Annotated in this window: 24 protein-coding genes; 10 read left to right on the forward strand and 14 right to left on the reverse strand. The window is 61.0% G+C overall.

Translation table 11 applies throughout. The features are described 5' to 3' along the window. A partial coding sequence (locus HHL24_RS01320; protein ID WP_169483596.1) for an ankyrin repeat domain-containing protein occupies window positions 1-330 on the forward strand: 330 nt, incomplete at its 5' end. A 561-nt stretch (window positions 331-891) separates the two neighbouring features. Here HHL24_RS01320 and HHL24_RS01325 read toward each other — a convergent pair. From HHL24_RS01325 to HHL24_RS01350, 6 genes are all read right to left on the reverse strand, one after another. Then, window positions 892-2250, reverse strand: coding sequence for an MFS transporter (locus HHL24_RS01325; protein ID WP_169483597.1), 1359 nt, complete (start codon window positions 2248-2250; stop codon window positions 892-894). A gap of 86 nt (window positions 2251-2336) precedes the next feature. Beyond that, entirely contained in the window at window positions 2337-3332 is a 996-nt protein-coding gene (locus HHL24_RS01330) for a hydroxymethylglutaryl-CoA lyase (protein WP_169483598.1), read from the reverse strand. Continuing rightward, a complete protein-coding gene (locus tag HHL24_RS01335) occupies window positions 3329-4546 on the reverse strand; it encodes a CaiB/BaiF CoA transferase family protein (RefSeq protein ID WP_169483820.1) in 1218 nt (405 codons plus the stop codon). The genes HHL24_RS01330 and HHL24_RS01335 overlap by 4 nt, the downstream gene beginning before the upstream one ends. 50 nt (window positions 4547-4596) lie before the next feature. Then, the gene (gene leuD / locus HHL24_RS01340) at window positions 4597-5235 is read right to left on the reverse strand and encodes a 3-isopropylmalate dehydratase small subunit (protein WP_169483599.1); all 639 of its coding nucleotides are present in this window, start codon (window positions 5233-5235) and stop codon (window positions 4597-4599) included. Further along, window positions 5235-6668, reverse strand: coding sequence for a 3-isopropylmalate dehydratase large subunit (gene leuC, locus HHL24_RS01345; protein ID WP_169483600.1), 1434 nt, complete (start codon window positions 6666-6668; stop codon window positions 5235-5237). Before leuC ends, leuD begins: the two co-directional genes overlap by 1 nt. 163 nt (window positions 6669-6831) lie before the next feature. After that, complete coding sequence (locus tag HHL24_RS01350; protein WP_169483601.1) at window positions 6832-7767, reverse strand: LysR substrate-binding domain-containing protein; 936 nt, start codon at window positions 7765-7767, stop codon at window positions 6832-6834. A gap of 537 nt (window positions 7768-8304) precedes the next feature. On the opposite strand from HHL24_RS01350, the gene HHL24_RS01355 reads away from it, so the two are divergent. The 5 genes from HHL24_RS01355 (at window position 8305) to HHL24_RS01375 (ending at window position 10591) form a co-directional block, all read left to right on the forward strand. Next, on the forward strand, window positions 8305-8508 hold the full coding sequence (locus HHL24_RS01355; RefSeq protein WP_025527573.1) for a cold-shock protein: 204 nt from the start codon (window positions 8305-8307) through the stop codon (window positions 8506-8508). Between the two features lie 199 nt (window positions 8509-8707). Next, window positions 8708-8938 (forward strand): hypothetical protein, encoded by a 231-nt coding sequence (locus tag HHL24_RS01360; protein ID WP_169483602.1) that lies wholly within the window; start codon window positions 8708-8710, stop codon window positions 8936-8938. Between the two features lie 382 nt (window positions 8939-9320). Further along, window positions 9321-9896, forward strand: a complete 576-nt coding sequence (locus HHL24_RS01365) for a hypothetical protein (protein WP_169483603.1) — start codon at window positions 9321-9323, stop codon at window positions 9894-9896. A gap of 41 nt (window positions 9897-9937) precedes the next feature. After that, window positions 9938-10174 (forward strand): hypothetical protein, encoded by a 237-nt coding sequence (locus HHL24_RS01370; RefSeq protein WP_169483604.1) that lies wholly within the window; start codon window positions 9938-9940, stop codon window positions 10172-10174. 99 nt (window positions 10175-10273) lie between these two features. After that, window positions 10274-10591, forward strand: a complete 318-nt coding sequence (locus HHL24_RS01375) for an H-NS histone family protein (RefSeq protein WP_169483605.1) — start codon at window positions 10274-10276, stop codon at window positions 10589-10591. Between the two features lie 170 nt (window positions 10592-10761). Here HHL24_RS01375 and HHL24_RS01380 read toward each other — a convergent pair whose 3' ends face one another. The 3 genes from HHL24_RS01380 to HHL24_RS01390 all read right to left on the reverse strand — a co-directional run bounded on the left by HHL24_RS01380 (window position 10762) and on the right by HHL24_RS01390 (window position 13810). Then, window positions 10762-11226 carry a response regulator gene (locus HHL24_RS01380; RefSeq protein WP_230417296.1) on the reverse strand — a complete coding sequence of 155 codons (465 nt, stop codon included), beginning with the start codon at window positions 11224-11226 and terminating at the stop codon, window positions 10762-10764. Between the two features lie 511 nt (window positions 11227-11737). Next, on the reverse strand, window positions 11738-12925 hold the full coding sequence (locus HHL24_RS01385) for an IS91 family transposase (protein WP_169483606.1): 1188 nt from the start codon (window positions 12923-12925) through the stop codon (window positions 11738-11740). 9 nt (window positions 12926-12934) lie between these two features. Then, window positions 12935-13810: a tyrosine-type recombinase/integrase gene (locus HHL24_RS01390; protein WP_169483607.1), complete on the reverse strand. Its 876-nt coding sequence runs from the start codon at window positions 13808-13810 to the stop codon at window positions 12935-12937. Between the two features lie 701 nt (window positions 13811-14511). Here HHL24_RS01390 and HHL24_RS01395 point away from each other — a divergent pair. Both HHL24_RS01395 and HHL24_RS01400 read left to right on the forward strand, forming a co-directional pair. Continuing rightward, window positions 14512-16350 (forward strand): hypothetical protein, encoded by a 1839-nt coding sequence (locus HHL24_RS01395; RefSeq protein ID WP_206002669.1) that lies wholly within the window; start codon window positions 14512-14514, stop codon window positions 16348-16350. A gap of 71 nt (window positions 16351-16421) precedes the next feature. After that, the gene (locus tag HHL24_RS01400) at window positions 16422-17120 is read left to right on the forward strand and encodes a hypothetical protein (protein WP_169483609.1); all 699 of its coding nucleotides are present in this window, start codon (window positions 16422-16424) and stop codon (window positions 17118-17120) included. 537 nt (window positions 17121-17657) lie between these two features. On the opposite strand, the gene speB is transcribed toward HHL24_RS01400, so the two are convergent. Further along, entirely contained in the window at window positions 17658-18599 is a 942-nt protein-coding gene (gene speB / locus HHL24_RS01405) for an agmatinase (RefSeq protein WP_169483610.1), read from the reverse strand. 108 nt (window positions 18600-18707) lie between these two features. Next, the gene (locus tag HHL24_RS01410) at window positions 18708-19826 is read right to left on the reverse strand and encodes a polyamine ABC transporter substrate-binding protein (RefSeq protein ID WP_169483611.1); all 1119 of its coding nucleotides are present in this window, start codon (window positions 19824-19826) and stop codon (window positions 18708-18710) included. 136 nt (window positions 19827-19962) lie between these two features. On the opposite strand from HHL24_RS01410, the gene HHL24_RS01415 reads away from it, so the two are divergent. Together HHL24_RS01415 and HHL24_RS01420 are read left to right on the forward strand one after the other, a co-directional pair. Continuing rightward, on the forward strand, window positions 19963-20949 hold the full coding sequence (locus HHL24_RS01415; protein ID WP_169483612.1) for a LysR family transcriptional regulator: 987 nt from the start codon (window positions 19963-19965) through the stop codon (window positions 20947-20949). Window positions 20950-21288: 339 nt separating this feature from the next. Then, window positions 21289-22968, forward strand: a complete 1680-nt coding sequence (locus tag HHL24_RS01420; RefSeq protein ID WP_169483613.1) for an ABC-F family ATP-binding cassette domain-containing protein — start codon at window positions 21289-21291, stop codon at window positions 22966-22968. Between the two features lie 317 nt (window positions 22969-23285). On the opposite strand, the gene HHL24_RS01425 is transcribed toward HHL24_RS01420, so the two are convergent. The 3 genes from HHL24_RS01425 to HHL24_RS01435 form a co-directional block, all read right to left on the reverse strand. Then, window positions 23286-23705 carry an ester cyclase gene (locus HHL24_RS01425; RefSeq protein ID WP_169483614.1) on the reverse strand — a complete coding sequence of 140 codons (420 nt, stop codon included), beginning with the start codon at window positions 23703-23705 and terminating at the stop codon, window positions 23286-23288. A gap of 358 nt (window positions 23706-24063) precedes the next feature. Then, on the reverse strand, window positions 24064-25332 hold the full coding sequence (locus HHL24_RS01430) for an RNA polymerase sigma factor (protein ID WP_169483615.1): 1269 nt from the start codon (window positions 25330-25332) through the stop codon (window positions 24064-24066). Then, complete coding sequence (locus HHL24_RS01435; protein ID WP_169483616.1) at window positions 25329-25700, reverse strand: YciI family protein; 372 nt, start codon at window positions 25698-25700, stop codon at window positions 25329-25331. Before HHL24_RS01435 ends, HHL24_RS01430 begins: the two co-directional genes overlap by 4 nt. Window positions 25701-26122 lie beyond the last annotated feature (422 nt).

Consider the following 26122-nt stretch of genomic DNA (forward strand, 5'->3'; position numbering starts at 1 on the left):
TTGGTCGAGTTTCTTTTGCAGCGTGGCGCCAACGCCAGCTATTCGCTTTGGGCGGCAGTCTGGCGCGACGACGACGATGTATGTCGTGCACTGTTGCAGTCCAAACCGGAACTGAATCTCAGGGCGCATGGCGAGACACCCATTTTCTATGCGGCGAGGCTCCAGCGGCTCGCTACGTTGGCCTTGTTGATCGACGCCGGGGCAGACCCGTCGATTCCAGATTCGGTAGGTCGCGACAGCGTAGCGATCGCGCGGGAACGCAAACTGCCGGAAGAAATTATCGAACGGATGGTGTCGCTACAGCAGCGCAAGCTACGCCGCCGTACTTAAAAGGCATGCTCGGGTTCCTCCAGCATAATCCCTGCGAATGGCTGTTTTGGGGAATCGCCGTGGTCTCTTCCGGGTCGGGAGCACGCGTTCGCTGACATTGAGACCTGACATCGGAAACCACCGGCGCACGAATGACAGGAGTGCGACCTGTTGCTGCCGTACGCTCGTCGTCGCCTGAACGTCAGCAATGGCCGACGACCGGCCGTTCACAGAAGCGAAGTGACAGACGGTTCATCGGCCGAAGCCGCCATTGAGGTGACGACGTCGGTGACGCGGCTGCATGTCGCTTTCCTGCCGTTCGCACGCCGATGGCCGCGAATGTCGTGTCTCAGTGTCCGTGAATGCGTGCTCTCGTTAAGGGTTATTCGATGCCTGCCCTCATTCAAGTGGCCAGCGTCGGACACTGATCGACGCCGTCAATGGACGTTCCGCCGGCGGCATGACTTGGTGGCCTGCACGCTCGACAGAACAGTGTGCCAGTCTAACCGGGTCGGTATCCGTCAGTCGCCCAGATTTGCATCACACCCTCCTCGATCTGCATGTCAAACGAACACCGGCCAGTCATTCCGGCATTCCCTTGCCGCGCGTTTCGGGAAGAAACCACGGAATGACGATGCCCAGCAGGTAGCACGAGCTCATGATCAGCGCGGCATGTGAAACGCCGCCGAATGCCTTGATCATCGAACCGGAGATGATCGGGAAAACCCATGCGATCAGGCGTGCAGCGTTGAAAACGAAGCTGATCGCCGTCGAGCGCACCGTCGACGTGAACAGCTCGCACGGATAGATCGCCATCCACGCGTACCCGCATCCCAGCGTGAAAAACCCGTTGATCGGCGCAATGATGACCATGCCGCTCAGCGTCGCGGTGTAGTGATAGGTGACGATCGTCGTGATCAGCGAGCCGACGAAGGTCGCGCACAGGAAGGTGCGTCGGCCGATCGAGTCGACGATGAAACCTGATGCGAGATAGGCGACGATCGCTCCGACCGTATAGAGGATCGAAATCCGCGAGCCCCACGCGACCGCATCGGCCACGCCCGTCGCTTTCGCGAGCGCAACCGTATAGGTTGGCAGCCAGCTCGAGATCGCCCACCAGCCGGTCGTCGCGACAATCGACAGCACCGTCGTCAGCAGCGTGCGGCGAAACGCTTCGCGCTCCGTGAACAACTGCTTGAGCGTAAATGGGCGGCTGTTCTGCTTGCCAGATCGCGCGACGTGCCGGACGGCGCCGTCGGAGGTAGCGTTCCAGCGCTGTTCCTTCACGGCCTGTTTCCACTTTTCCGATTCGCTCAGCCCGCGGCGAAGATAGAGCACGAAGAACGCGGGCAGGGCACCGGCGATGAACATCAGACGCCACGTTTCTCCACCCAACGGTTGCACGGAAGCAAGCCCGTACCACACCACGGCGGCGAGCAGCGTGCCCCAGCCAAAACCGGACTGCAGGAAGCCGGCGCCCTTGGCGCGGGCATGTTCCGGCCAGGTCTCCGACACCAGCGCGACGCCTGTGCTCCATTCGCTACCCATTGCAAGCCCGGTGAGAAATCGCAACAGGCACAGCACGGTAAAGGTGTTGGAAAAAGCGGTCAGCCCGGAGAACAGCGCGTAGAGGAATACTGACCACAGCATCATGCGTTTGCGCCCGACGTAGTCGGCGAGAATGCCGCCGACCATACCGCCCGCGCCCCAGCCGAGCAAGGTGATACCGATCACGCCGCCCGCATAGACGGGCGTCGAGAGAGCCTGGGTCGGCGTCAGCACCGATTTGAGCATCGGTGCGAGGACGACGACGAGCGCGAGCGCCTCGAAACCGTCGAAGATCCAGCCGAGGAAGGCGCCTCGCAGCACGCGCCAGTGCGCGCTCGTCAGCCCGTCGTACCAGTGTGTTTTCGGCGGCTGCGCGATGTGGGTGTCTTGCATGATGGTGTCTCCTGAGGGCCGTTGCCTGGACGCTTTCTTAGATCGTCTGCGAGCAAGGCCCGGTTAAATCAGCAAAGTAAAGAATGTCAGGCCTGCGATTGCGCGGAAGCGTCACGCTGCATGGCTCGCTCGCGGATCGCGGCAAAGTCGGCCGGCAGCGGATGCAGGTCGAGCCGTCGCCCCGCCTTCACAATCTGGCTTGGCGTATCGTGGCCGATCAGCGCAGGCAAGCGCTTCGATGCGGCGATCAGCGCGCGCAGATCGACGCCTGTGTCATAGCCCATCAGCTCGAGCGCGTGCACGATCTCCTCGCTGCATACGTTGCCGCTGGCGCCCGGCGCATAAGGACAACCACCGATGCCACCCAGCGACGCGTCAAAGCGGTCAGCGCCCGCATCGATCGCGGCGAGCACATTGGCCAGGCCCATGCCGCGTGTGTTATGGAAGTGCAGCGTGAACTCGGTTTGAGGCCAGCGCTCGACGCATCGTGCCGTCAGCGCGGCGACCTGCTGCGGATAGGCCATGCCGGTCGTGTCGCATAACGTGACGCCGCGCGCGCCGGCCTCCTCGATGAAGCGTCGCGTCCACTCGATCACAGTATCTGTCGGTACGTCGCCCTCCATCGGGCAGCCGAATGCACACGATAGCGAGATGTTGACCGTGAGTCCGGCATCGCGTGCAATAGCGGCAACCTGCTTGAGTCCATTGAACGACTGCTCGCGCGTCATCCTCAGATTGGACAGGTTGTGGCTCTCGGTCGCGGACATCACGAGATTCAGCTCGTCGGCGCGCGCCTCGATCGCGCGTTCGGCGCCCCGCATGTTCGGCACGAGTGCCGTATAGGCGACGCCCGGCTTGCGCGCGATTTCACGCATGACGATCTCGGCGTCGCGTAACGCGGGAATCGCTCGCGGCGACACGAAAGCCGTCACCTCGATTTTCGCCATGCCCGTTTCAGAGAGCGCGTCGACCAGCGCAATCTTGTCGCGCGTTTCGACGAACGTGCCTTCCGACTGGAAACCGTCGCGCGTGCCGACTTCTTGCATGTAAATGCGCCGATGTTCTCCGTTCCAGATGTTCATGCGATTGCTCCTTTGTCACGCAACTCGGCAATCCGGCTGTCGGAGAGCCCGATCTCACGCAAGATGTCATCGGTGTCATCACCGAGCTTCGGCGCCGACGAGCGCACGGAACCCGGCGTGCCCATCAGTTTGGGCACGATGCCCGGCACGTCGACGTCATAGCCGTCGCGCGTGGTCTGCCGCAAGATCATGTCGCGTGCGCGGTAGTGCGCATCCTCGGCGATATCGCGGGCTGTATAGATCTTGCCCACGGGTACCCGCGCCTCGGTCAGCGTGACCAGCACGTCTTCGGTCGAACGTGGCGCGGTCCACGCTTCGATGGCCTGGTCCAGTTCGTCAACGCGCGCGACCCGCCCGGCGTTGTTCGCGAGCGTGGGGGCGTCCGCCAGATCGGTGCGGCCGATCGCCGTCATCAGGCGCTTGAAGATGCTGTCGCCGTTGCCTGCGATGAGCACATAGCCGTCGGCACATCGATACGCATTGGACGGTGCGATGCCGGGCAGGGCGCTGCCGGCGGCTTCGCGGACCGCCCCGAATGCGCTGTACTCGGGAATCAGGCTCTCCATCACGTTGAAGACCGCTTCGTGAAGCGCCACGTCGATGACCTGACCTTTGCCGCCGTTTGCGTCGCGGTGATAGAGCGCGGTCAGCACGCCGATCACGCCATGCAGTGCGGCGAGCGTATCGCCGATCGAGATGCCGCAGCGCACGGGCACGCGGCCAGGCTCCCCGGTCAGATGACGCAAGCCGCCGACCGCCTCGCCGATCGAGCCGAATCCCGGCAAATCACGGTAGGGTCCGGTTTGGCCGTACCCCGAGATACGCAGCATGATGAGCCGGGGATTCAGCTCGGCCAGTTGCTCGTAGCCCATTCCCCAGCCTTCGAGCGTGCCCGGCCGGAAGTTCTCGATCAGGACGTCCGCCTCGGCGATCAGCTGGCGCGCGATGTTCTGGCCTTCGGTACTGCGCAGATCGAGTGCTATTGAGCGCTTGTTGCGCGACTGCACTTGCCACCAGACGGACGTGCCATCCTTCATCAGGCGCCAGTTGCGCAGTGGATCGCCAGCGCCCGGCGGCTCGATCTTGATGACCTCGGCGCCGAATTCGCCGAGCGTCTTGCCGGCGAACGGGCCGGCAATCAGTTGACCCATTTCGATCACGCGCACGCCTTTAAGCGCGGCGGGTGAACTCGGAAAGGAAGGTTGGCCGTTCATCATGAAAACTCCTGAGCGTGCGGTCGGTGTCCAAAGACGTGTTGCCTTACTTAACTGAAGAGCCAGGGCTCCCGAGCGCGGCGAACGCGCTCGTACTCGCGGATACGGTCGGCGTGGCCGAGCGTCAGCGCGACGTCGTCCAACCCTTCGAGCAGGCGGCGCTTGCGTTCCGGTTCGATCCCGAATGGGATCGCGTCGCCGCCGGCGGGCCGGATGTTTTGCGCCTCCAGATCAATATCGAGTCGCAAACCGGACGGGCGGGCGACGAGGTCGAACAGATCCTGGACAATGCGTTCGTCGAGCCTGATCGGCAGCAGGCCATTCTTGAAGCAGTTGCCATAGAAGATGTCCGCGAAGCTCGGCGCGATCAGCGCGCGAATACCGAAGTCCGACAAGGCCCACACCGCATGCTCGCGGCTCGACCTGCAGCCGAAGTTGTCGCGTGTAAGCAGAATCTGGGCGCCCGCGAAGCGTAGCTGGTTGAGTGGGAAGTCCGGATTGGGCTGGCGGCTCGAGATGTCCTGCCCGGGCTCGCCGTGGTCCAGATAGCGCCATTCATCGAAGAGGTTGGCGCCGAAGCCGGTGCGCTTCACCGATTTCATGAACTGCTTGGGGATGATCGCGTCGGTGTCGACGTTCGCGCGGTCGAGCGGCGCCACGAGCGCCTCCAGTCGGGTGAAGGGTTGCATCAGAGGTCTCCACGGGAAATGTCGACGAAGTGACCTGCGATGGCAGCGGCTGCGGCCGTCGCGGGACTGACGAGGTGGCTGCGGCCGCCGGGGCCCTGGCGGCCTTCGAAGTTCCGGTTGGAGGTCGACGCGCAGCGTTCGCCCGGGCGTAGCCGGTCGTCGTTCATGCCGAGACACATCGAGCAGCCCGGCTCGCGCCATTCGAAGCCCGCCGCCTTGAAGATGGTGTCGAGACCTTCGGCTTCGGCCTGCGCCTTGACGAGTCCCGAGCCCGGCACCACCAGCGCGAGCTGGATGGTCGGCGCAACGTGCCTGCCTTTCACGACGGCTGCGGCTACCCGCAGGTCTTCAATGCGTGCGTTCGTGCACGAGCCGATGAAGATCTTGTCGAGCGCGATGCGCTCGAGCGGTGTGCCGGGCTCGAGGCCCATGTACGTCAGCGCGCGTGTCATGCCGGCGCGGCGCACGAGGTCGGGTTCATCCGAGGGGTTCGGTACGGCGGCGTCGATCGAGACCACCATTTCGGGCGACGTGCCCCAGGTGACCATCGGCCGCAAACGGGTGGCATCGATGTCGACCGTTTTGTCGAAGCGCGCCTCCTCGTCGCTGACGAGCGTGCGCCAGTAGGCCACCGCGGCGTCCCAGTGCGCTTCGCCCGGTGCGAAGGGACGTCCCTTCACGTAATCGATCGTGACGTCGTCGACGCCGATCAGCCCGACTCTCGCGCCCGCTTCGATCGCCATGTTGCAGAGCGTCATGCGGCCTTCCATCGACAGTGCCCGGATCGTATTGCCCGCGAACTCCATCGCATAGCCGGTGCCGCCGGCGGTGCCGATCTGGCCGATGATCGCGAGCACGAGGTCCTTGGCTGTCACGCCACGCGGCAGTGCGCCCTCGACGTTGACGCGCATCGACTTCATCCGCTCGACCAGCAGGCACTGCGTTGCGAGCACGTGTTCCACTTCCGAGGTGCCGACGCCGAACGCGAGCGCCGCGAATGCACCGTGCGTACTCGTGTGCGAATCGCCAGCCACGACCGTCATGCCTGGCAACGTCGCCCCCTGTTCAGGGCCCACGACGTGGATGATGCCCTGTCTCGCGTCACGAATGCCGTAAGACCGGATGCCAAATTCGTTGCAGTTCTTGTCGAGTTGCGCGACCTGGATCCGTGAAAGCGGGTCCGCGATCGCATCGATGCTCGTACGCTCAGCCGCCAGCGTGGGCACATTGTGATCGGCCACCGCGAGCACTGTGTCGGGCCGCCACGGGGTGCGGCCGGACAGGCGCATCGACTCGAACGCTTGCGGGCTGGTGACCTCATAGACGAGCTGACGGTCGACATACAGGAGCGTCGGGCCATCAGGTGTTTCCGACACGACGTGGCTTTGCCACAGCTTGTCGAACAACGTACGGGGCGTACTCGCGGGCTGCATGAGGCTGTCTCCATCCATTCATATGAAAGAATGCTTGCTTGGCCTGCCAGTCATGGCTGGCAAGGCTGATGTCTATGGAGACTCATTCTCCTCGCGCGATTCCCCGGGCGGAATGCAAGAGTGTGGAACCCAGCTTTCGTGGAACGCGAAAGCGCGCCGAGCGTCAGCGGGCCGGGGCCGGGGCCGGGGCTTGGGTTGCCTCCGGCGCCGCGTGGGTCAGATGGTCGACGAGCAGCCGCGCGGGTTTCCTCAGCGCGTTCAGGTCGCGAGCGCAGATGAGCAGTTCACGGTGAGCCCAGTCTTCCGCCAGATCGATCTTGTGCAAGTCCATCGACTTCAGGTGCGGGCGTACCGCTGCGTCGGGCAGCACGGCGATGCCGAGCCCGGCTGCAACCATCAGGCACATCGCATCGAAGCTGCGGACCTGAATGCGCAGTTTCAGTTGTCCGCCCGAAAAAGCGGTGGCGGCCTGAAGGCGTTTGGCGAGCGAGGTGTTGCGCGACAGGCTGACGAAGTCGAACTCCAGCGCGTCGACGAACGAGACCGACTCGCGCCGTGTCAGCGGATGGCCGCCGGGCACGACAAGGACCAGATGGTCCTGGCGATAGGGCATGGTCTGAAGACCGAACGTCGGCATCTGGTCGGCCATGATGCCGAAATCGGCAGCGCCGTCCACCACCGCCAGGGCGACTTGTTCGCTATCCTGCTCTTCCAGCTCAATGCGGATATCCGGATTGGTGAAATTGAACGCCGCGATGTCCGACGGCAGGAACTGCGTAACCGCCGATGTATTGGCCCACAGTCGAACGACGCCCACGACGCCGGCCGCGTAGTCCGACATATCGGCTGTCATCAGGTCGACGTCGGTCAGAATACGCTGCGCGTGAAGCTTGAGCGCCTCTCCCGCCGCAGTGAGCGTAATGCCTCGGGAGTGGCGTTCGAATAGCTCGGCGCCGATTGTGGATTCGAGATCCGCTATTCGCTTGCTCGCGGCGCCGATCGCGAGATGCGCGAGTTCGGCGCCCTTGCTGATGCTGCCGCTTCGAACAATGAGCGCGAAAAGCGAGAGTGAGACGAGATCGAGACGATGGAGGTTCATGCCCGGATGCTCCGGCGGCTGTCATCGCTCCATTATGGGGCACGGCATACTTCGCTCGCTCTCGGTGTTCACTCGGATTTAGGGTGGAAACGCGATTGAATCAGCTCCGCCACGTGTGCCTGGACCGGCGCTTCCTGCCACGGTCGGGCGCACTGATCGATGGACACCAACGAGCGACCGAACCGGGTCCCGTTACGGTCATTCATTGCATTTCACTATGGACGGCCGCTAACTTGTCAGGTCCCGGCCGATGGACTTGCGCCAACGGCCGGACGCCCGCAGGGCATTGCTCGCACCGAAATAGAATTTCCGGTAATGATCAACTCATCGACGCGTTGCTCGATAGCGCGCCCGCTTTACGATATGCGTTGACAGTCCCGGCTTGCCAAGGTATTGTGGCCCTCGAAATATTCAAGAAGCCCGATTGCTGATCACCATTTTCCGCCTCTTTCTGCGCGGTACTCGTTATCCTCTCCTCTTCCTTGAAGTTTTTATCGCTCCGCAACGGAGCTGTTATTTTTATCTCAAGGAATTCTCATGGATACCGGTACTGTTAAGTGGTTCAACGATAGCAAAGGCTTTGGCTTCATCACTCCTGACGCTGGCGGCGACGATCTCTTCGCTCACTTCTCGGAAGTTCGCGGCGACGGTTTCAAGACGCTCGCGGAAAACCAGAAGGTGAGCTACGAGACAAAGCGCGGCCCGAAGGGTATGCAGGCCGCAAATATCTCGCCGCAGTAACGTATTTCAAGGGCCGGTCTACCGGCCCTTTGCATGTCTGCCTGACTAGTATCCTCGCGGAGCCGCGCGCTCCCGATCTGATCGCCGCGTTTCACCGTGCGCGTCATTTGTCTTTTCGACACGATCCGTCTCGCTTCATTTTCAATTTATTTCGCCTGTACGATATAGAAGTCGTACCGGTGTCGCTCGGTTATTGCTTATGCAAAATAATAAACATCTTCACCACTACAACGGTTATTCAGTCTCCCCTTCTGCACATCGGTTGCCGGACGGCTGGTTTGCCGCCAACCTTCTGCTCGTCAGGGGTGATGCCCTTGATGCTGATCCGGTTTCCTACAAGTTCCACGCGCTCGACTATTTCGATAATGAAACGCAGGCCCTGGGACACGCTACGACCTGGGCGCGCGACTGGGTCGACAGTCGCGGATAGTCGGCAATATCACTTGCGTAGTGGCGGCAAGATGGACGGCGTCGAGGATCGACGAGCCATGGGTGCAGACCCCGTCAGATCGCAACGATACGCCGCAATAGGACCTCCGCCCGCATGAGCTGATTTCATTGCGGCGACACCGCTTGGCGCCTCGCCAAGGTGCCGGCGGAGAGGGGCGTGCAGGACGCCCACCGCATGATGCGTGACAGCACGTCATGCCTGTCACATCTGCGACAATCACAGTGCTCACACAACGTCGCAATGAAGCGCCTCAAGGCTGCTCAGGCTTGCGGCCGCCAGAACCTCACTCAATCGGATCACGGGATCCGGTCGCCTGATCGACACAACGCTATTCCCGTCAATCGCATCACTAGGAGCAGATATGGCGTTATTGGTCATGCAGGTCGCGGTAAGCGGGGAACTGGTCGAGATTTTCGAAATGCCGGTTGATGATGTCGACGGCCACCGGATGCTCGCTGCCGCCAATGAGGACGAACGGGTGATCCATCCCTCGGGACACGCTCTCGAAGACGGTGAGGTCTGGATTGATCTGATCGATGGAGATGGCGAGACGCTGTTCGACCAGGTGGCATGTTTTCACCGGGCGGATGCCTCGGACGCTTTGCAGATTCATTTCGGCATGAATGTCGATGTCGTGAGAGATTGCCTTTCAAAGTCGAACATCGCATCGCTCCATGCAAGGCACCGTCTGGCAGCCCAAGCCTACTTTCGCAAGATTGACCGTCTTGTCGATTGCTCGCTGGTAGGTTCCAGGCAGAGCAATCGTCGCCGTGTCGGCGACGCCAGTGTCATGGATCTCGTGATAGAGCTTCGCCGGCGGCTGGATGGTGTTGTCACCCAACTTGCGCTGAGCGAGTTGCCAACGCCTGTGCAGGCCGCGGCACAGCAACTGAAAGACGCGACGAAGAGGTACGTGGGTGCGGTGCAGAGCCTGTGAAGCAGCAGACTGAGCGGTATTGTGGAATGTGAAGGAGCAGTATGCAGAGAACGGTGAACTATCGCGGGTTTGAGATTGATGTTGACCTGGTGCCGACTTCCGAAGACATGTTTGACACGTGGTTTCGCATACAGGGACCGACGCCCACCCCGGGAGTAGCGGCGCTGGGCCTGCGTATCAAGGTTCGCGGCGGACCGTTTTCGCGCCGTTGGGCTTACTTCGTCGCGGAGATCGCCGGTCAGGCGTCAATCGACGTCATCCTGGGTCCCGACGACTAGTTGGCACCGCAAAAAATTGCGAAGCGCGGACTTACCCGGCGAGCTTCGCCGCTTGTCGTCAAGACAAGCATCGGACACGATTGAAAAGGAAAGAGGTTCATGGACGAACGCAAGCGAGACAGCATGATTGCCTATCTCCGGCACCGCATGGAGGACTTCGGCATCAGCCCGGACGATCTTGCCACAGCACTCGCGGCCGTACCGGAATCTGACCGCTACCGCAGCGCGAATGGCGATAGCTGGAGCGGCGAAGGGGCTATGCCTCAATGGCTGAAGCAGGCCATTAGTGCCGGGCAATCCATCGGGCACTTCGAGCGATCGTCGGGGTCAGTTATCAGGCCGCCCTCGCAGACAGGCGCAGACTGGACGAACGACCCATTCGCAGGCAGTCCACTCGCGCGGATGAGCCCCCGTTAGTTCGACACTGCCTGCCTGACGGTTACCCGAGCCGTACATTTCCGTGACGCTTTTGCTATCGCTCCCGCTGTGCAGATTCACCCGGTGCGAGCTGGTTTGCTTACCGTACTGTTGATTACGCATTCCGAATGCGACCGCTTGATCCTGCGGGCTCAGCTTCGACGAGGCGGCTATAAAAGCATCCCATTGATCATCTTCAAAAGCGGCGTGTGGGAACCTCCTTTCTGGCAATAGCCGTCAAAGTCAACGACTGGACCGGTCGCGGCAAACTCAGCTTTCCCCAACGCCGTAAACGCTATGATGCCCGCATTGCGGCAGACCGGCATACCCCGCAGCACACGTGCTACTGCGAAACCATTATGTTCCGGCATGCTGATGTCGAGAACGAACACGTGTGGCTGCCAGGAATCCAGCATCTTAAGTGCATCAACTCCGCACAAAGCAAACCGCGTCTCCAGTCCATCAGTCGCCAGGGATGCCGCCAATGCCTCGGCGTTCGCCCGGCTATCGTCAACTACAAGGACGCGTGCAGAATTTCCGTTCAGCGGAATGTGTCGTTTTCTGAAAAGTACAGGCGGTTCAGAAAATGGAATGTTTTGCATGGCTGCTTTCGCATGGACAGACAAGGGCAGCATGCAGTGTGCCTGAAGCACAACTGGCTGGCTTGGAGGGGCTCGGGGGTCAAAGGTGATGTCGCGCGCCACAAAGTGTCCAATCTGTAACCGTCCGTAGTTCAGCGGAGATCCGACGTCTGAGCGTTCGCTTGGGCGGCCAATGGAAGGACCGCAAGTGTTTAGGGTTGTAGGACGCCTGCCCTCATCCTTCGACACGTCAACTCGCCCAGACGCCAGCGGGCAGGCGTCCTACAAGCCCCAAGGGAGGAAACCGCGGAGTGCTCCGACATGGTCTGAACGTTTCACCGCTATGGTGATTTGTTCAATCCCGTTGAGGGCATGGTGGCTATGAACGTGGGTAAATCTGAGGCTAGACAGGCATGATCGCGGCGACGGCACAGCGGTGGGTTGTCATCGCGCCGACTCGGCCAGCGCCAGACTGCCTGTTTGGAACGATAGGCACAGGCGTCTGCTATTGGCTCTCGTTGCCGAAGAGCCGACAGTCGAATTGTGCATCCTGACACGATGGTGTTCATGCGTGGACCCACTCGACAGGCGGCGCCCGGATAGGTCTGCTGCGTTGGAGTATGTCGATGATGATCATTGGCGAACCGCAGTGCCGGCAAACGAAGGTTGGCGGTATTTCCACGGTGGATACGACGTTGGCACTGAGGCCGACACTGTTAGGCACGACGTCCAGCAACTCGCGTATCGTCGCGAGATTCTCGCGCCGCGATGGGTTCGCGAGCAGACCGTAGTGGCGGATGCGGTGGAAGCCGCCAGGCAGCACGTGCAGCAGGAACCGGCGCACGAACTCATCTGCCTGGAGCGTCATGGTCTTGTTGCGTGTGCGTCCGTCTACGCGGTAGTCCTTCCAGCGGAAGGTGACGCCATGTTCGTCGAGCGCGACCAGGCGTTGGTTGGAGATCGCCACCCGGTGGGTATAGCGTGACAGATAGGCGAGCACTGCTTTGGGCCCTGCAAACGGGCGTTTGGCGTATACCACCCACTCACATGTACGCATTGGCGCAAGCCACCCGGCAAAGGCTGCCATATCGTTGAGCTCGGCGTATTCGCCGAAGAAGTGCAACTGGCCGCGGCGATAGATCGCTTCCAGCTCCTCGAGGAAGCGTCGCCGGAACAGGCGCGAGAGCACGCGCACCGGAAGGAAGAAGCCTGGCTTGCACGCTACCCACCTGCTTCGGTCCGGCGCCAGCCCACCACCGGGAACGATGCCATGCACGTGGGGATGATGCGTGAGCGCGGAGCCCCAGGTATGCAACACGAGAGTGGCACCGATCTGTGCCCCGAGATGCTTCGGATCGGCGGCGATCGTGCGCAATGTCTCGGCCGCGATATCGAACAGCAGCCCGTAGATGACGGCCTTGTTGTAGTACGCAATCGCACTGATCGCAGCCGGCAGCGTAAAGACTACGTGGTAGTACTCGACGGGCAGCAGATCGGCCTCACGCGCTTCGAGCCACCGGCGCGCAGCGGTAGCCTGACACCTCGGACAATGTCTGTTGCGGCACGAGTTGTAGGCGATCTCGATCCTGGCGCATCCCTGGCAACGCAGCACGTGCCCTCCCAGCGCCGCGCTGCGGCACTGTTCGATTGCTGACATCACCTTCAGTTGCCCGAGGTTCAGGTGGGCGGATTGGCGCCACGCTGGACCAAGAGAGCGAAAGACGTCGGCTACCTCGAGCGCGCAATGCGCCACGACGGCTATCTACGCAGGATCCAGACCATCGAGAGGGCTGACCACCTCACGCAGAATATCGGTGGCGACCTGGGCATAAAGCGCTGTGGTCTCGAGTTTCTTGTGCCCAAGCATGACCTGAATCACGCGGATATCGACCTTCTGTTCCAGTAGATGGGTGGCAAAGCTATGGCGCAAGGTGTGCATGGATACACGCTTGTCGATTCCAGCGGCCTCGGCGGCCGCATGGACCACCCGATTGAGTTGACGGGTGCTGAGCGATTCAATCGGGTTGAGCCCGGGAAACAGCCAGCCGCCGTCGAGCATCTTGCCCTGGGCCCGGGCCACTCGCCACCAGACCCGCAGGCGCTCAAGCAGCACCGGGGACAGCATCGCGTAGCGGTCCTTCTGACCTTTACCCTGTTCAACGCGCAGCGTCATGCGCTGGCTGTCGATGTCTCCGACCTTCAGGGCCACCACCTTGCTGGCACGTAGTCCTGTGCCATAGGCTACTGCGAGCGCAGTCTGATGCTTGAGGTTACTGGCCGCCGCGATCAGCCGACCCACTTCGTCGCGGCTGAGTATGACGGGCAAGGTCCGCGGAAGATAAATCGGACGCATCTTCGCCATCAACTCCCCTTGACCGAGCGTGGTGGCAAAGAAGAACTTCAATCCGGTGATCGCCGCGTTCAGGGAAATCGGCGACACACCGCGGTCAACCAGATGTAGCTGATAGCGCCGCAAGTCCTCGACGGTGGCGGTGTCAGGCGAGCGACCGAGAAAGACGGTGAACTCTCGAACCACACGAAGATAGTTGGCTTGCGTGGCTGGCGCGAGGCGGCGCATGCGCATGTCGTCCATCGTGCGCTGGCGTAGCGGACTGATGCCCTGGCTGGGGGTAGTCATGGCTGGGCTCCTGTTGAGCAACGAGGCGGAGTGCCTCATTGCTCAACATAGGAAACCGGGCGGGTTTCATATGAAGAACCACCGCGTTCGACCGGAGTGCATACCGCGCGAGCGGTTTAGTCCATTGGCCGGTCCTTGCCTGTGACTGAGTGGCTTCACGTGGTCGCAGAGGTGCGACCGGCTGTCGACTCCAAGCGCGTCGATGCAAACACGTTGGTTTTTTTTCACTTTCTGCGGCAGTGCGCCGCTGTTATTTCATGTTCCGTGGCACACGCCGGCCGCTTTGTGCCACCCATCCAAGTGATGATGTTCATGATGTTTCCTCGACGATTCGTTGAAGGGACAGTGTCCTGAATAGGTCGAGTCGTCGTATTGCGACGATTAGCCAGTTAGGGCTTTCTGCTCGGAGTGACGAAAGGTCCGCCTAGCAGGCCTTCCCTAGCGGTTTGTCGACAGACATGGGTCGACTAACGCGCAGAATTTTTCCAAAAGCGCCAGCGAGCAACTATGCTTTTCGAAAGCTCGTACCATGCGATCCAAGGCTGGCTTGAGGAACAGATAATTGGCGGAGAGTGGCTATGTTCTGTCGTCCTGCTGTCATCGTAATGTTGCTGGCCCTTCAAGGGTGCGGGCCCTCGTTGACGAAGACGGTCAACGCGGCCTTCCCGCCTCTGGATGTATCACAGCAGCGGCAGACTGCCGTGGATACCAACGTCAATGCGCTAACCAAATTACCCGTGCCGAACATTGCGGTGGCCGTCACGTTTGCCGATGCAGGCGCGGTATTGCTGGACAGAGTGGGCAAGTTGGGCGTCACCGAGCTAAGCCTAGAAGGCGACCAGCAGCTCGTGAAAGCAGATGCCAAGTTCGACCGGACATTTGGTAAGGCCGATGCTGGGAAAGACACGGAGCTCGCCAGCACGCTCGACAAACTCAAGCCTCACGTCGTCGGCGAGGTCGTAGCTTATGTGGGCATCACAGGCGGCGTCACCGCTGACCCGGAACAACCCACGCTCGAGCTGAAACTTCTTCCTCTGCTCTCCACGGTCGTCGTATCGAAAATCGAACTGGCGGACAAGTACGATGTCACGCTTGCCGGAAAGGCCGTCGCGTCAGTGCTGAACCAGTTCAAGGAGAATATTGCGGGAGAACTCACGCGGGCAGCCTTAACGACCGTGACCGTGCCTGCGCTATCGAACAAGCCGCTGAACATCTCCGGGCCGTTGAAGGTCAACGACCCCAACCTCAAGGTCTCGGTATCGGCCAACCCGATAACGGCCCCATTGCGTCTCGACGGCATTGCATCGCTCGTGACTTCAAAGCAGCTCACAGTTATCGCGCAGGTGTCCCCGGTCGCGATCACCAGTCCTCCGCAAGCTGTTGCCGTCGACAACAGTCAAGATGGCATCCAGAAGCGGGTTTCAGACATTGTGGGCCAGATGCTCGAGGTGCGTGACGCCCAGTCGCATACCTGGGTTGCAATCAGGAAAGACGTCATCGCGGTTGCCACTAACGCGGTGTTCGCCCAGGCGGGCGCCTGCATTTCCGCCACAGGCGCCATACCCCAGCAGAACTTCTCGGTGAAGCTCCAGACACCAAGCGGCGCGGGTCTTAACTGCAACATCGTGCCGAACTGTCCGGCCGGTAGTTGCCCTTTTACCGCTAAGCATGCTCCTGGTTGCGGCAATGTCTGCATTGCTCCGGTGCCCGGGGGTTGCCTGAAGTACGGACCGAACCTCCCGTGCCAGGCGCAGCAGCACGCTCAGCAGCAAATCTATGACGCGCAAGCACTAACAAACCAAGGCGTATGTCTGACACAGCAGGCTGCCAAGGTGAGCGCCTGCATGGGTCTGGCAGCTAGCAAAGCACTGGCGTGCCGGCAGGATCAGACCGCGTTGGCCAATCTGAATAAAACGGGGCCGTTCGCCATTCTAAGTGGTGTCGCCAACGTCCATACATCAGATGCGAAGATTTGCCTGAACAGCATGCTGGTATCCCCCTCGCTGGACCAGATCCAGATGGCGGTGGACGTCACCGGCACCGCCTACGCCGAAGTGACGTTGAACTATGACCCACGAAATGCCGGACTGATACTGTGTCCCAACCCATGGAGCACAAAGGCGCCGACGCTAACGGCCACCTTGCATCAACCGGTCCTCAATATTTCGACCCAAGCGGCAGTCGTCAACGATCAGGATGGCCTGCATATCGATTTCACAGTCGACAAGACACCCTTGAAAGCGCAAATGACCCCCGCACCGACAGCGCTTCTGCTTAAGACGCCCCAACTGATCCGTAACTGTCCCGCCGTCGCTGGTGCTGCGCCGCTAGCCATCGCGCTTACTCCTTTCGTGCCACAGTTGCAAGGGGACATCGACCTGTCGGTACCGGCGCATACGGTGTCTGTGCCGGTTCGGCCTTTCTCGCCGAAGCTTGGCGACCGTCACGTCACGGTGACCGTCGAGACTGCAGCCTCAGCACCCACGATTGTGGTGTCCGCCGCCTTGGCCGATGGCGCGAATGGCGGCCAGAAAAAGTAGCGGCACTGCAGCAGTCGCCACTGCGGCAGATAGCGGTCAATACGCAGCTTGATCATTAAAAGGGGCGCGGAATGAAAACTGTGGCGCAATGGTCGTCTGGCGGCATTGTCGCCGCTGTGTTCGCGCTTCCTGTCTACACGCAGGCACAAGCGACCCTGCCTGACGGAACACTACTTATTTCTGCGAGAATCTGGCAGGCGGATGTTCATGTCGATTCTGGTCATGTGAATGCGGTGAGCGAGGCAATTGGCATCATTCTTAACGACCCGGGCCAGTTGTCAGGGGTAACGCTGGAAGACGTCATTAAACCGCCCAGCGGATTCACTTTATGCGGAATGGCCGTAACCGACACGTCGATAAACGGCGGGGGCGGCAGTTGGACCGTTGTTTACAGGGAAGACCCGGCTCCTTCGTACCGCGGTAACTTTACAGCGGTGGAAAATCAGAAGTACGAAGGCGGAACGATAAAAGCCAGACTGACAATATTTGCAGTCCCGGACGGATATGCAACGTTCATCTCTGGTCAACCGCAAGGCAGCGCTTATGTCTGGTTGACGGATAAAAGCAACCCGCTTAAGATCTCTTGCACAAGGAATTGGGACGGCGGGGGTAATTCATTTGGTATCCTAACCACGTTTCACCAGAACACCGATACCGACCAGTTCTGGTCCCCCGTCAATATTTATCTCGACCCGCATCGCCCACCGGGTTGTCCTCCAAAAGGACAGCCGGCCGCGGAGCAACCTCGTTGCGGACCACCGACTTTCTAGGCGTCCGGGCTCCTCCGGGTGCAACCGGTCGAAGGCCGCCTCGGGGCCCTTGTGGCGAGTTGAGCGGAAGCGGCCTGCGAACCCATCTTGACGAACGATGGGCTCGGCGACAGATGTGAGCGGCTGCCAGTTTTGACCCTTCCGGAAAAATCGGTTTAAATTCAATGACCCGTTTTTCACTAATGGTGTCATCCGACAACTGTGCGAGGTAAGTGAAAAACTGCTGACATAGATAGTGAAAAAATGCAGCAGCTGCTGAAGGTCAAACGCCCGGGATTCCCGGGCGTTGTCATTGGGGGTAATCTGAAAGTGCGGGGTTGCACCGGCCGAAGTCGACCCTCAACAGCCCTTCACCTCGATGCTCACGAACGGCCGCAGTTCAGCCTATTTCGGCCGTCCAGCTATCACGTTGAGCAAATCTATTTCGCAAGAATCAATTGACATCTCGTTCGTGGTTGCCGATGGTCGCTCACAATGATTTCCATTGGACGTTTTGTCCGACAGCAAATCGTGACCACCGGCACCGTAGCTACAACGTCATACCCACAAGAAAAGTATGTCGGACGCCAGATGCGCTGCCGCCAGCGCAGTAATCTCGCTCTGGTCATAGGCCGGCGCCACTTCGACGACGTCGGCTCCGACCAGATTGATCGGCTTCAGTCCTCGCAAAATGGCCAGTGCCTGAGCTGATGACAGACCACCGGGGACGGGCGTTCCGGTTCCCGGTGCGGTCGCCGGGTCCAGGCAATCAACATCGAAAGTCAAGTAGACAGGTCGATCGGAGACGATCGATTTGATTCGCTCGATCACGGCGCGCGGACCGTGCTCATGAACCCACGGCGCGTCGATGATATTGATTCCAAGCGTGTCTTCATTGCTGGTTCGAATGCCGATCTGAACGGATGTCGCCGGATCGATCAGGCCTTCCTTGACTGCCTTGAAAAACATCGTCCCATGATTGAGGCTGTCGGGCGTATCGTCTTCCCAGGTGTCGGTGTGCGCATCGAAGTGGATGAGCGAGAGCGGCTTGCCGAACTTTTCCGCGTGCGCGATCAATAGTGGGTAGGTGACGTAGTGGTCGCCGCCAAAGGTCAGCATTTTCGCACCTGCCCCAAGGATCGTCCGGGCGTGCTGAACGATTGATTCCTTGATGGTCGCTGGATTGTGTGCGTCAAACCAGCAGTCGCCGTAATCGATACAGGCAAGGGTGTCGAACAGGTCGACGCCCCACGGATAGGGATTGATCTCCGACAGTTGCACACTCGCCGCTCGCACTGCGGCCGGACCGAAACGCGCGCCAGGCCGGAACGACGTCGCGAGATCCAGCGGTATGCCGGAAATTGCGACGTCAACGCCTTCGAGTTCGCGCGTGTAGCGTCGGCGCATGAAGGACAGCACCCCTGCAAAAGTGTTTTCAACCGAAGTGCCGTGAAGAGACGGGCGGCGGATCGCCCCGTCGCCGTAGATGACGTCATTCATAGTAGTCGTATCAGGTAGGAAGTATTCGTGACTTGCCGGGCTGCCGCGCGGTTTAGAATCGCGCGGAACCTGGGGTTGCCGGGATCGTTGATCGAGCGTGTAAGGCGCTTAGGTGCCGGCCTTCAACTTCGACCAGAGGCGGTTTTCAAGGCGGACAATGTCAGCCGGCAGGGGTTTGGCGAGCGTCATCCGGTTCAGGACTTCGTCAGACGGATACACCGTTGCGTCCTGAATCATGGCTGGCGTGACGTACTGGCGGGCCGCACGATTGGCTGTCGGATAGAAAACCTCGTTCGTAATCTCCGCATTCACCTTCGGATCTTCGATGTAATTGATCCACTGCATCGCCGCTTCCGGGTGTGGCGCGTCCTTGGGTACGCCCATAACGTCGAACCACAGAATGCCGCCCTCCTTGACATTCGAGAACCGGACCTCGAACGAGCGTTTGGCCTCAGCAGCACGCCGGCGCGCCATGCCGCCGTCGCCGGACCAGGCAAGAGCAACGCAAATGTCGCCATTCGCGAGGTCATTGATGTAGCTGCTGGAATTGAACTGGGTGATGTACGGCCGCACTTTTTTCAGCACTTCGTAGGCAGCGGCGTAGTCGCCCGGGTTTGTGCTGTTGACGTCCTTGCCCATGTATTGCAGGGTCGCGCCGAACACGTCGTTCGCCTGATCAAGGAACGATACGCCGCAACCCTTCAGCTTCGAAACATTGGCTGGATCGAGTACCAGGGCCCAACTGTCGACGGGTGCGGCGTCGCCTAGTGCCTTTTTGATCGCCTGCACGTTGTACGCAACGCCGTCGCTCCCGTAGGCCCAAGGAACGCCGTACATGTTGCCGGGATCCGCATCCGCGATCTTGTTCATCAGGACGTGGTCGAGATTGGCAAGATTCGGCATCCTGGCCTTGTCCAGCTTCTGGTAGATGCCGGCCTGGATCTGCTTGCCCATATAATTGGACGTAGGAACTACGATGTCGTAGCCGGCGCTTCCTGCAAGCAGTTTGGCTTGCAGGGTGTCGTCACTATCATAACTATCGTATCGGACCTTGATGCCGGTCTGCTTCTCGAAGTTCGGAATCGTCGACTTCGCAATATAGTCCGACCAGTTGTACACGTTAAGTTCTGAATCACCGGCGAACGCTGATGTGCTGACAAACGCGGCCACCCCTGCAGCACAGATACCTGCTGTCGTAATTACGCTCCGAATCAGACGGAGATTCATGGTTATTTTCCTTACAGATTGAAAGTGGCTCAATGGGTACCCGCCGCAAATCGCCGCGTGGTAGTCGCCGCGAACAGCGTCGATGCCTGAACCGATGGTATGAGCCCGCTCTGCAAAAAAATAACGAATCGTTTTTGTGGAAGTATCTCGTTTTTTGATATCTATGCTCAGACCACCTCCATTGCAGACGCTCCTCGCGTTCGAGTCGGCCGCGCGACTCTCGAGTTTCTCCCGCGCGGCACAGGAGCTTTGCATCACCCAGTCAGCGGTCAGCCATCAGATTCAGCAGCTCGAGAACTGGGCCGGGCAGCAGTTGTTCCGACGCGTGGGCCGTGGGGTGGTGTTGACTGATGCGGGGGAACTGTTCGGCAAGACCGTAGAGCAGATGTTGAGCTTGCTGTCGGACGTGCGGAACCGGATCGAGCCGTACGCAAATCCTGATTCGGTGATCGTATACAGCCCACCCTCCTTCGCTCACGGCGTACTGGCGCCCGCGCTACCAAAGCTGCGAGCAAACTACCCGACGCTAGAAGTCTGGATCGTCACCCAGCATGAGACAAGCGAGATCGATCGGGTCGATGTGGATCTGATCGTCGCAAGCAAGGGCGTGAGATCGCCCGACGTACACGCAACTCCGTTGATGCGCGACTGGTCAGTAGCAATCTGCGGCGTCGAAGCGGCAAGCACTCTATCCACGCTTGCATTTCCTGATGTGCTTCAGGCGGCGCCATTGCTGACGCTTGAAAATGACCCTGACTGGGCACCGTGGTTGCCCGAGCTTCGACGCAACGGCGTGCAGCCGTTGCGGGCCATCACGTGCGACGATCCTCGTATTCTTCTCGATACTGCATCATTGAACATGGGTATAGCGATGCTTTCACGCGTGTGGGCGCGACGCGAGATCGCGAACGGGCAGCTTGTCGTGCTGGATCAGATCCCATCGGTCGAACTTCCGCCCCTATCTCTCTGGCGATCCAGTCGGACGTCGCGGTCCCCAATGGTCGATGTTGTCCACGCGTGGTTGCTTGATGTGTGTTCGGAAGATATGCCGATCGGCGCCGACTGCCTTCCGGCTGCTTTGGGCAGTACAACAGACGCTCACACGCCGGCATCGGATGGCTGAACCTGGCCGGCAGTACTCGCACGACATCAGGCGAGATAGCGGCCGCACGAGCCTACAGAACCGCTTTGGTGTGCGACCGGTTACGGCGCGCTGGATCTCGGTCTGCTCTGAGATCTCGAGTGCATCGTCGACCTCTATGCGTGCTACAGGCCAGGAACCGTCACTCACCGTCTGTTCGCTGGCCCCGCAGCCGGAACGCGCGGTGCGCCAGTCCCCGCCTCGCTTTGTGGCCAGTGCGCGCCGCAAAACGCAAGCGGCTTTTCACTTGTGCGGCCAGAAAAGAAACAGCCCGTTACGTCCGGTCGGCTATCATGCCTATCCTCTCCGAAGTAGCTCCTTATGATTTCCGTCCGTAATGTCACACTGCGCCGCGGCGTCAATGTCGTACTCGACCGCGCGTCCGTCACCTTCACCCCCGGCGAAAAGATTGGCCTTGTCGGCCGCAATGGCGCCGGCAAGTCATCTTTTTTCGCCCTTCTCAACGGCACGCTGCACGAAGACGGCGGCGAATTCTCGATTCCCGCTGCCTGGAAGATGGGCCAGGTCGCGCAGGATATGCCGGAGACCGAGCAGAGTGCGACCGACTTCGTCATCGACGGTGACACCGTACTGCTGGCCGCGCAGGCTGAAGTAACCGCCGCTGAGGCCAGCGACGACGGCATGCGCATGGCGCACGCCTACATGGCCCTGCACGACGCCGGTGCACACGATGCCCCCGCACGTGCCCAGGCGCTGATCCAGGGCCTGGGCTTCAGTGCCGCGCAGCTTGACCAGCCGGTCAACAGTTTCTCCGGCGGTTGGCGCATGCGACTGCAACTGGCGCGCGCGCTCATGTGTCCGTCCGACCTGCTGTTGCTCGACGAACCGACCAATCACCTCGACCTCGACGCGCTGGTCTGGCTGGAAGCGTGGCTCAAGCGCTACGAGGGAACCATGGTCGTGATCAGCCACGACCGCGAATTCCTCGACGCGGTGACGCAGGTGACCGTGCACGTCGACAACGCCAAGCTGGTGCGTTATGGCGGCAACTACAGCAAGTTCGAAGAGATGCGCGCCGAGCAACTGCTGTTGCAGCAGGCTGCGATGGCGAGGCAAGCGGACAAGATCGCCCACCTGCAGAAATTCATCGACCGTTTCAAGGCCAAGGCCTCGAAGGCGAAGCAGGCGCAGAGCCGGGTCAAGGCGCTCGAACGCATGGAGAAGATCGCACCGGTGCTTGCCGACGCGGAGTTCACCTTTGAGTTCAAGGAGCCGCTCAACGTCCCGAACCCGTTGTTGTCGATGCTGGACGCGAGCTTCGGCTACCCCGCGCCGACCGACGCAGCGCCGGACACGCCGCCGACGGTCATCGTGCGGGGCATCAACCGATCCGTGCTGGCCGGGCAGCGCATCGGCATTCTCGGTGCCAACGGCCAGGGCAAGTCCACGCTGGTGAAGACGGTGGCGCACGAGCTGGCGCCGATTGCCGGCGAAATCAGCGAAGGCAAAGGCCTGAACATCGGCTACTTCGCGCAGCAGGAACTCGACGTGCTGCGTCCTCTCGACACGCCGCTGGAACACATGTTCCGCCTTGCCAAGGACACGCCGGCGCACCTGCGTGCCCCCGGCCAGAGTGGCACCGAACAATCGCTTCGCACCTTCCTCGGCACCTTCAACTTCAGTGGCGACATGGTCCATCAGGCGGTCGGCACGATGAGCGGCGGCGAAAAGGCGCGGCTCGTGTTGTGCATGATCGTGTGGCAGCGACCCAACCTGCTGCTGCTCGACGAGCCGACCAACCACCTCGACCTGGCCACACGCGAAGCGCTAGGCATGGCACTCAACGAATTCGAAGGCACAGTGCTGCTGGTCAGTCACGACCGCTCGCTGCTGCGCGCGGTATGCGACGAGTTCTGGCTCGTTACCAAGGGTGGCGTCGAGCCCTTCGACGGCGATCTGGACGATTACCAGCAGTTCCTGCGCGACGAAGCCCGTCGCATGCGCGAGCAGGCTGCCGGGGAGCAGAAGGTCATCGCCTGAACTAACCCCCTGGCAGTTCCAGTTTGGAAGCTGCCATAGCGCTCGCATCGAGTCGAAGGGTCGCTTAAGGTCGGGCGCAGCCGATCACTGCAAGAGATGCAGTGTGATTGCGTGGGTCAACCGAATCGAGCGACTCTAGGCGAACTACGAACGATGGACACGCATTCACGCGAACATTCGATCGGCGTCTGCGCAAGGAGAACGGACGGACCGCGTCAATGCGTCATCATCCTGTCGGACAGTGTCGCATTGTGGCGCGGCACAATACGCTCGTGGGCGTAAACCAGTGCGAAGTAGGGTCAAGCACGTCGACCGCTTTAATGGCCCGGCGTCCCGGCCACACCAAGTTGCACCATCAACCCGAGCGTGTCCATGATGATGCGGCTCTCCTTGATCCTGCCTTCCTGAACGCGGTCGATGACCATACCCCAGACGCGTACTGGACGCCCGGTAGCGGGCACGCCGAGAAACTCTCCACTGTGCGTGCCCGTCCATTCGAAACGGGTCAGCACTCGGTCTGAGTCAGAAAGTTGCTCCTCAATACGCCAGTGCATGTCCGGAAACGCCGCGCGCATGCCCCGCAGAACGTCCTTGAGGCCTTCGAGTCCGGGGCCCTGCCCGGGGAACGGGACCTGTTCTACCATGTCCTCCCAGAAGAACATACCGGTGGCGTCGATACGCCCCTGGTTCAAAACTTCCTCGATAAATCCGCGAACGATACCGCTGATCTCATCCATGCGAAGTTCTCCTGACAGCAGGTTGGGAGACAAATGTGCCGACATTCAGCGCAAGCGCGACGTAAGGCTAACCGAAAAAGCCCGAAAGTAGTATTCGTCGACGTCACAGCGGCCGTTCGCGATTGCCGCTATTGAACGACAGCAGTGCTGTAGTGAGCAGGCATGCCGGCATCAACATGCGAACGGCGGTCCATGGCAGACAGCACCAGTTCGATGAGCTTTCTACAAACGGACGGTGGAATCACACGGACTCAACCCAATTCCGGTGAGAACGGAGCGGTCCGGACCGCGCAGCGCCGGGTCCGAGCCGTGTTAGCGCGCGGCTCGCAATCTCGCGTGGCAAACGCAAAGCGCCAATCTAACTTCTGGCCGACGACAGATCGAGGCGCTTGCGCTGCAGGAACCGGCGCACGGCCGGATCGCGTTCGAGTCCGATCGCGAGATCGTACGCGCCGAGCGCCTCGGCCGTCGCACCGGCACGCGCGAGCAGATCGGCGCGCGCGGCCCAGTACGGCTGGTAGTCGGCCAGCCGCGGATCGTCCGCATACGGCTCGAGCGCGTCGAGCGCCGCCTGCGGGCCATCCCGTTCCGCCAGCGCGAGCGCGCGGTTCACCGCGACCACCGGCGACGCTGCAATCGCGAACAGCGCATCATAGAGTTGCACGATCTCATCCCAGTTCGGGCGATGCGTGCGGCAGCGGTGCACGTGCGCCGACTGTAGCGCGGCCTCGAGCTGAAAGCGTCCGATTGCGCTGAAAGCGTTCGCGCGCCGCAGCAGTGTGTCGGCTGCGTCGATCATCGGCGCGTTCCATGTCGCCGGATCCTGAGCCGACAGCGGCACATAGTTGCCGGCCGCATCGCGTCGCGCATCGCAACGCGCCTGCGCATACAGCATCAGCGCGAGCAGACCCAGCGTCTCCGGCTCCTCGGGCAGCAGTTCGACGAGCAGTTGCGCAAGAAACAGCGCCTCACCCGTGAGATCGCGCCTCTCGGTATCGCCGCCGACCGGGTCGGTCCACCCTTCCGCATACACCGCATAGACCGCTTCCAGCACCGCAGCGAGCCGGCCGGGCAACTCCTCGCGCTCGGGCACGCTGAACGGAATGCGCGCTTCGCGGATCTTGGTCTTCGCCCTCACCAAGCGCTTGCTCATCGCGGCGGGCGACATCAGGAACGCGGATGCAATCGTTTTCGCTTCGAGCCCCAACACCACCTGCAGCATCAGCGGCGTGCGAATCGCGGCCTCGAGCGCAGGATGCGTGCACGCGAACAGCAGCGCAAGCCGCCGGTCGGGCAACGCGCCGGCTTCACGCTCGTCAATCTCGTCGGCGAGGATCGTGAGCTGGTTTGCCACTTCGTCGCCAACGTGGCGATGACGCGCGCCGTCGATCGCCCGGCGGCGCGCGACCGTCATCAGCCACGCTTCGGGATTTGCGGGGCAGCCACGCCCCGGCCAGTCGGCCAGCGCGGCCGCAAACGCGTCGGCCAGCGCGTCCTCCGCTGCCGCGACGTCGCGCGTGCGCATCGCCAGAAGCGCGACGAGCTTGCCGTAGCTGCGGCGGGCGACCGCTTCGGCAATCGAATGCGCGGCGCCGTCAGTGTCGCTGCCGCCGCCGGAAGGACTCATGCAGCAGATGGCGCGTCGTACGGGGCAGTCCAGACCGGGCGCACTTCCATGAGGCCGTGCGCCGCGCCGGGACAACGCGCCGCCCACGCGATCGCCGCGTCCAGGTTGGGCACGTCGATCAGGTAGTAGCCGGCGAGCTGCTCCTTCGAATCGGAAAACGGTCCGTCAAGTACCTGCGGCTTGCCGTCGACGAGCCGCACCGTAGTAGCCGTGCTCGTGTGCTGCAGCCGGTTGGCGCCCACCAGAACCTCCGCCTTTTTCAACGATTCGGTGTAGGCCTGATACGCGGCGACGCCTTGCTGCCGCTCGCTGTCGGTCATTTGGTTCCAGCCGTTTTCTTCCGAATAGATCATCAACAGGTATTGCATATGAGCCTCCGTCCTGGGGTTGAGGCGGGTGAATTACATCGGGCCGCCATCACAATGACGCGCGTGCCGCATGCTGACGGACACGTAGCCTCGAAAAAATCGCGGACGGCGCACCCGCCGTGTTCATTCGCATCCGTCGAGGACCGGTCGCCCCAGAAGGAGCTCACCCGATCATAACGCCGGCTGATCACCGCTTCACCGGGTTTTACTTCGGCACTTCCGGGGAAATTACGGTCGACATTGACACAGGCTGAAACGGGGTCGGACAGCGCCATTGACAGCAATGTGCGGGGCGAAGCAACCGTTTGACAGCGGCATACTGGCGTCACGAAAGCAGCGTCAGAATATCAACGTTGAAACTGAAGCTCGCCGTCGCCGCGCCGAAACAGAACCTGGTACATCGCGCCACCAGTCTCGTGAAG

This window comes from Paraburkholderia polaris (assembly GCF_012927345.1).
Classification (GTDB): Bacteria; Pseudomonadota; Gammaproteobacteria; order Burkholderiales; family Burkholderiaceae; genus Paraburkholderia; species Paraburkholderia polaris.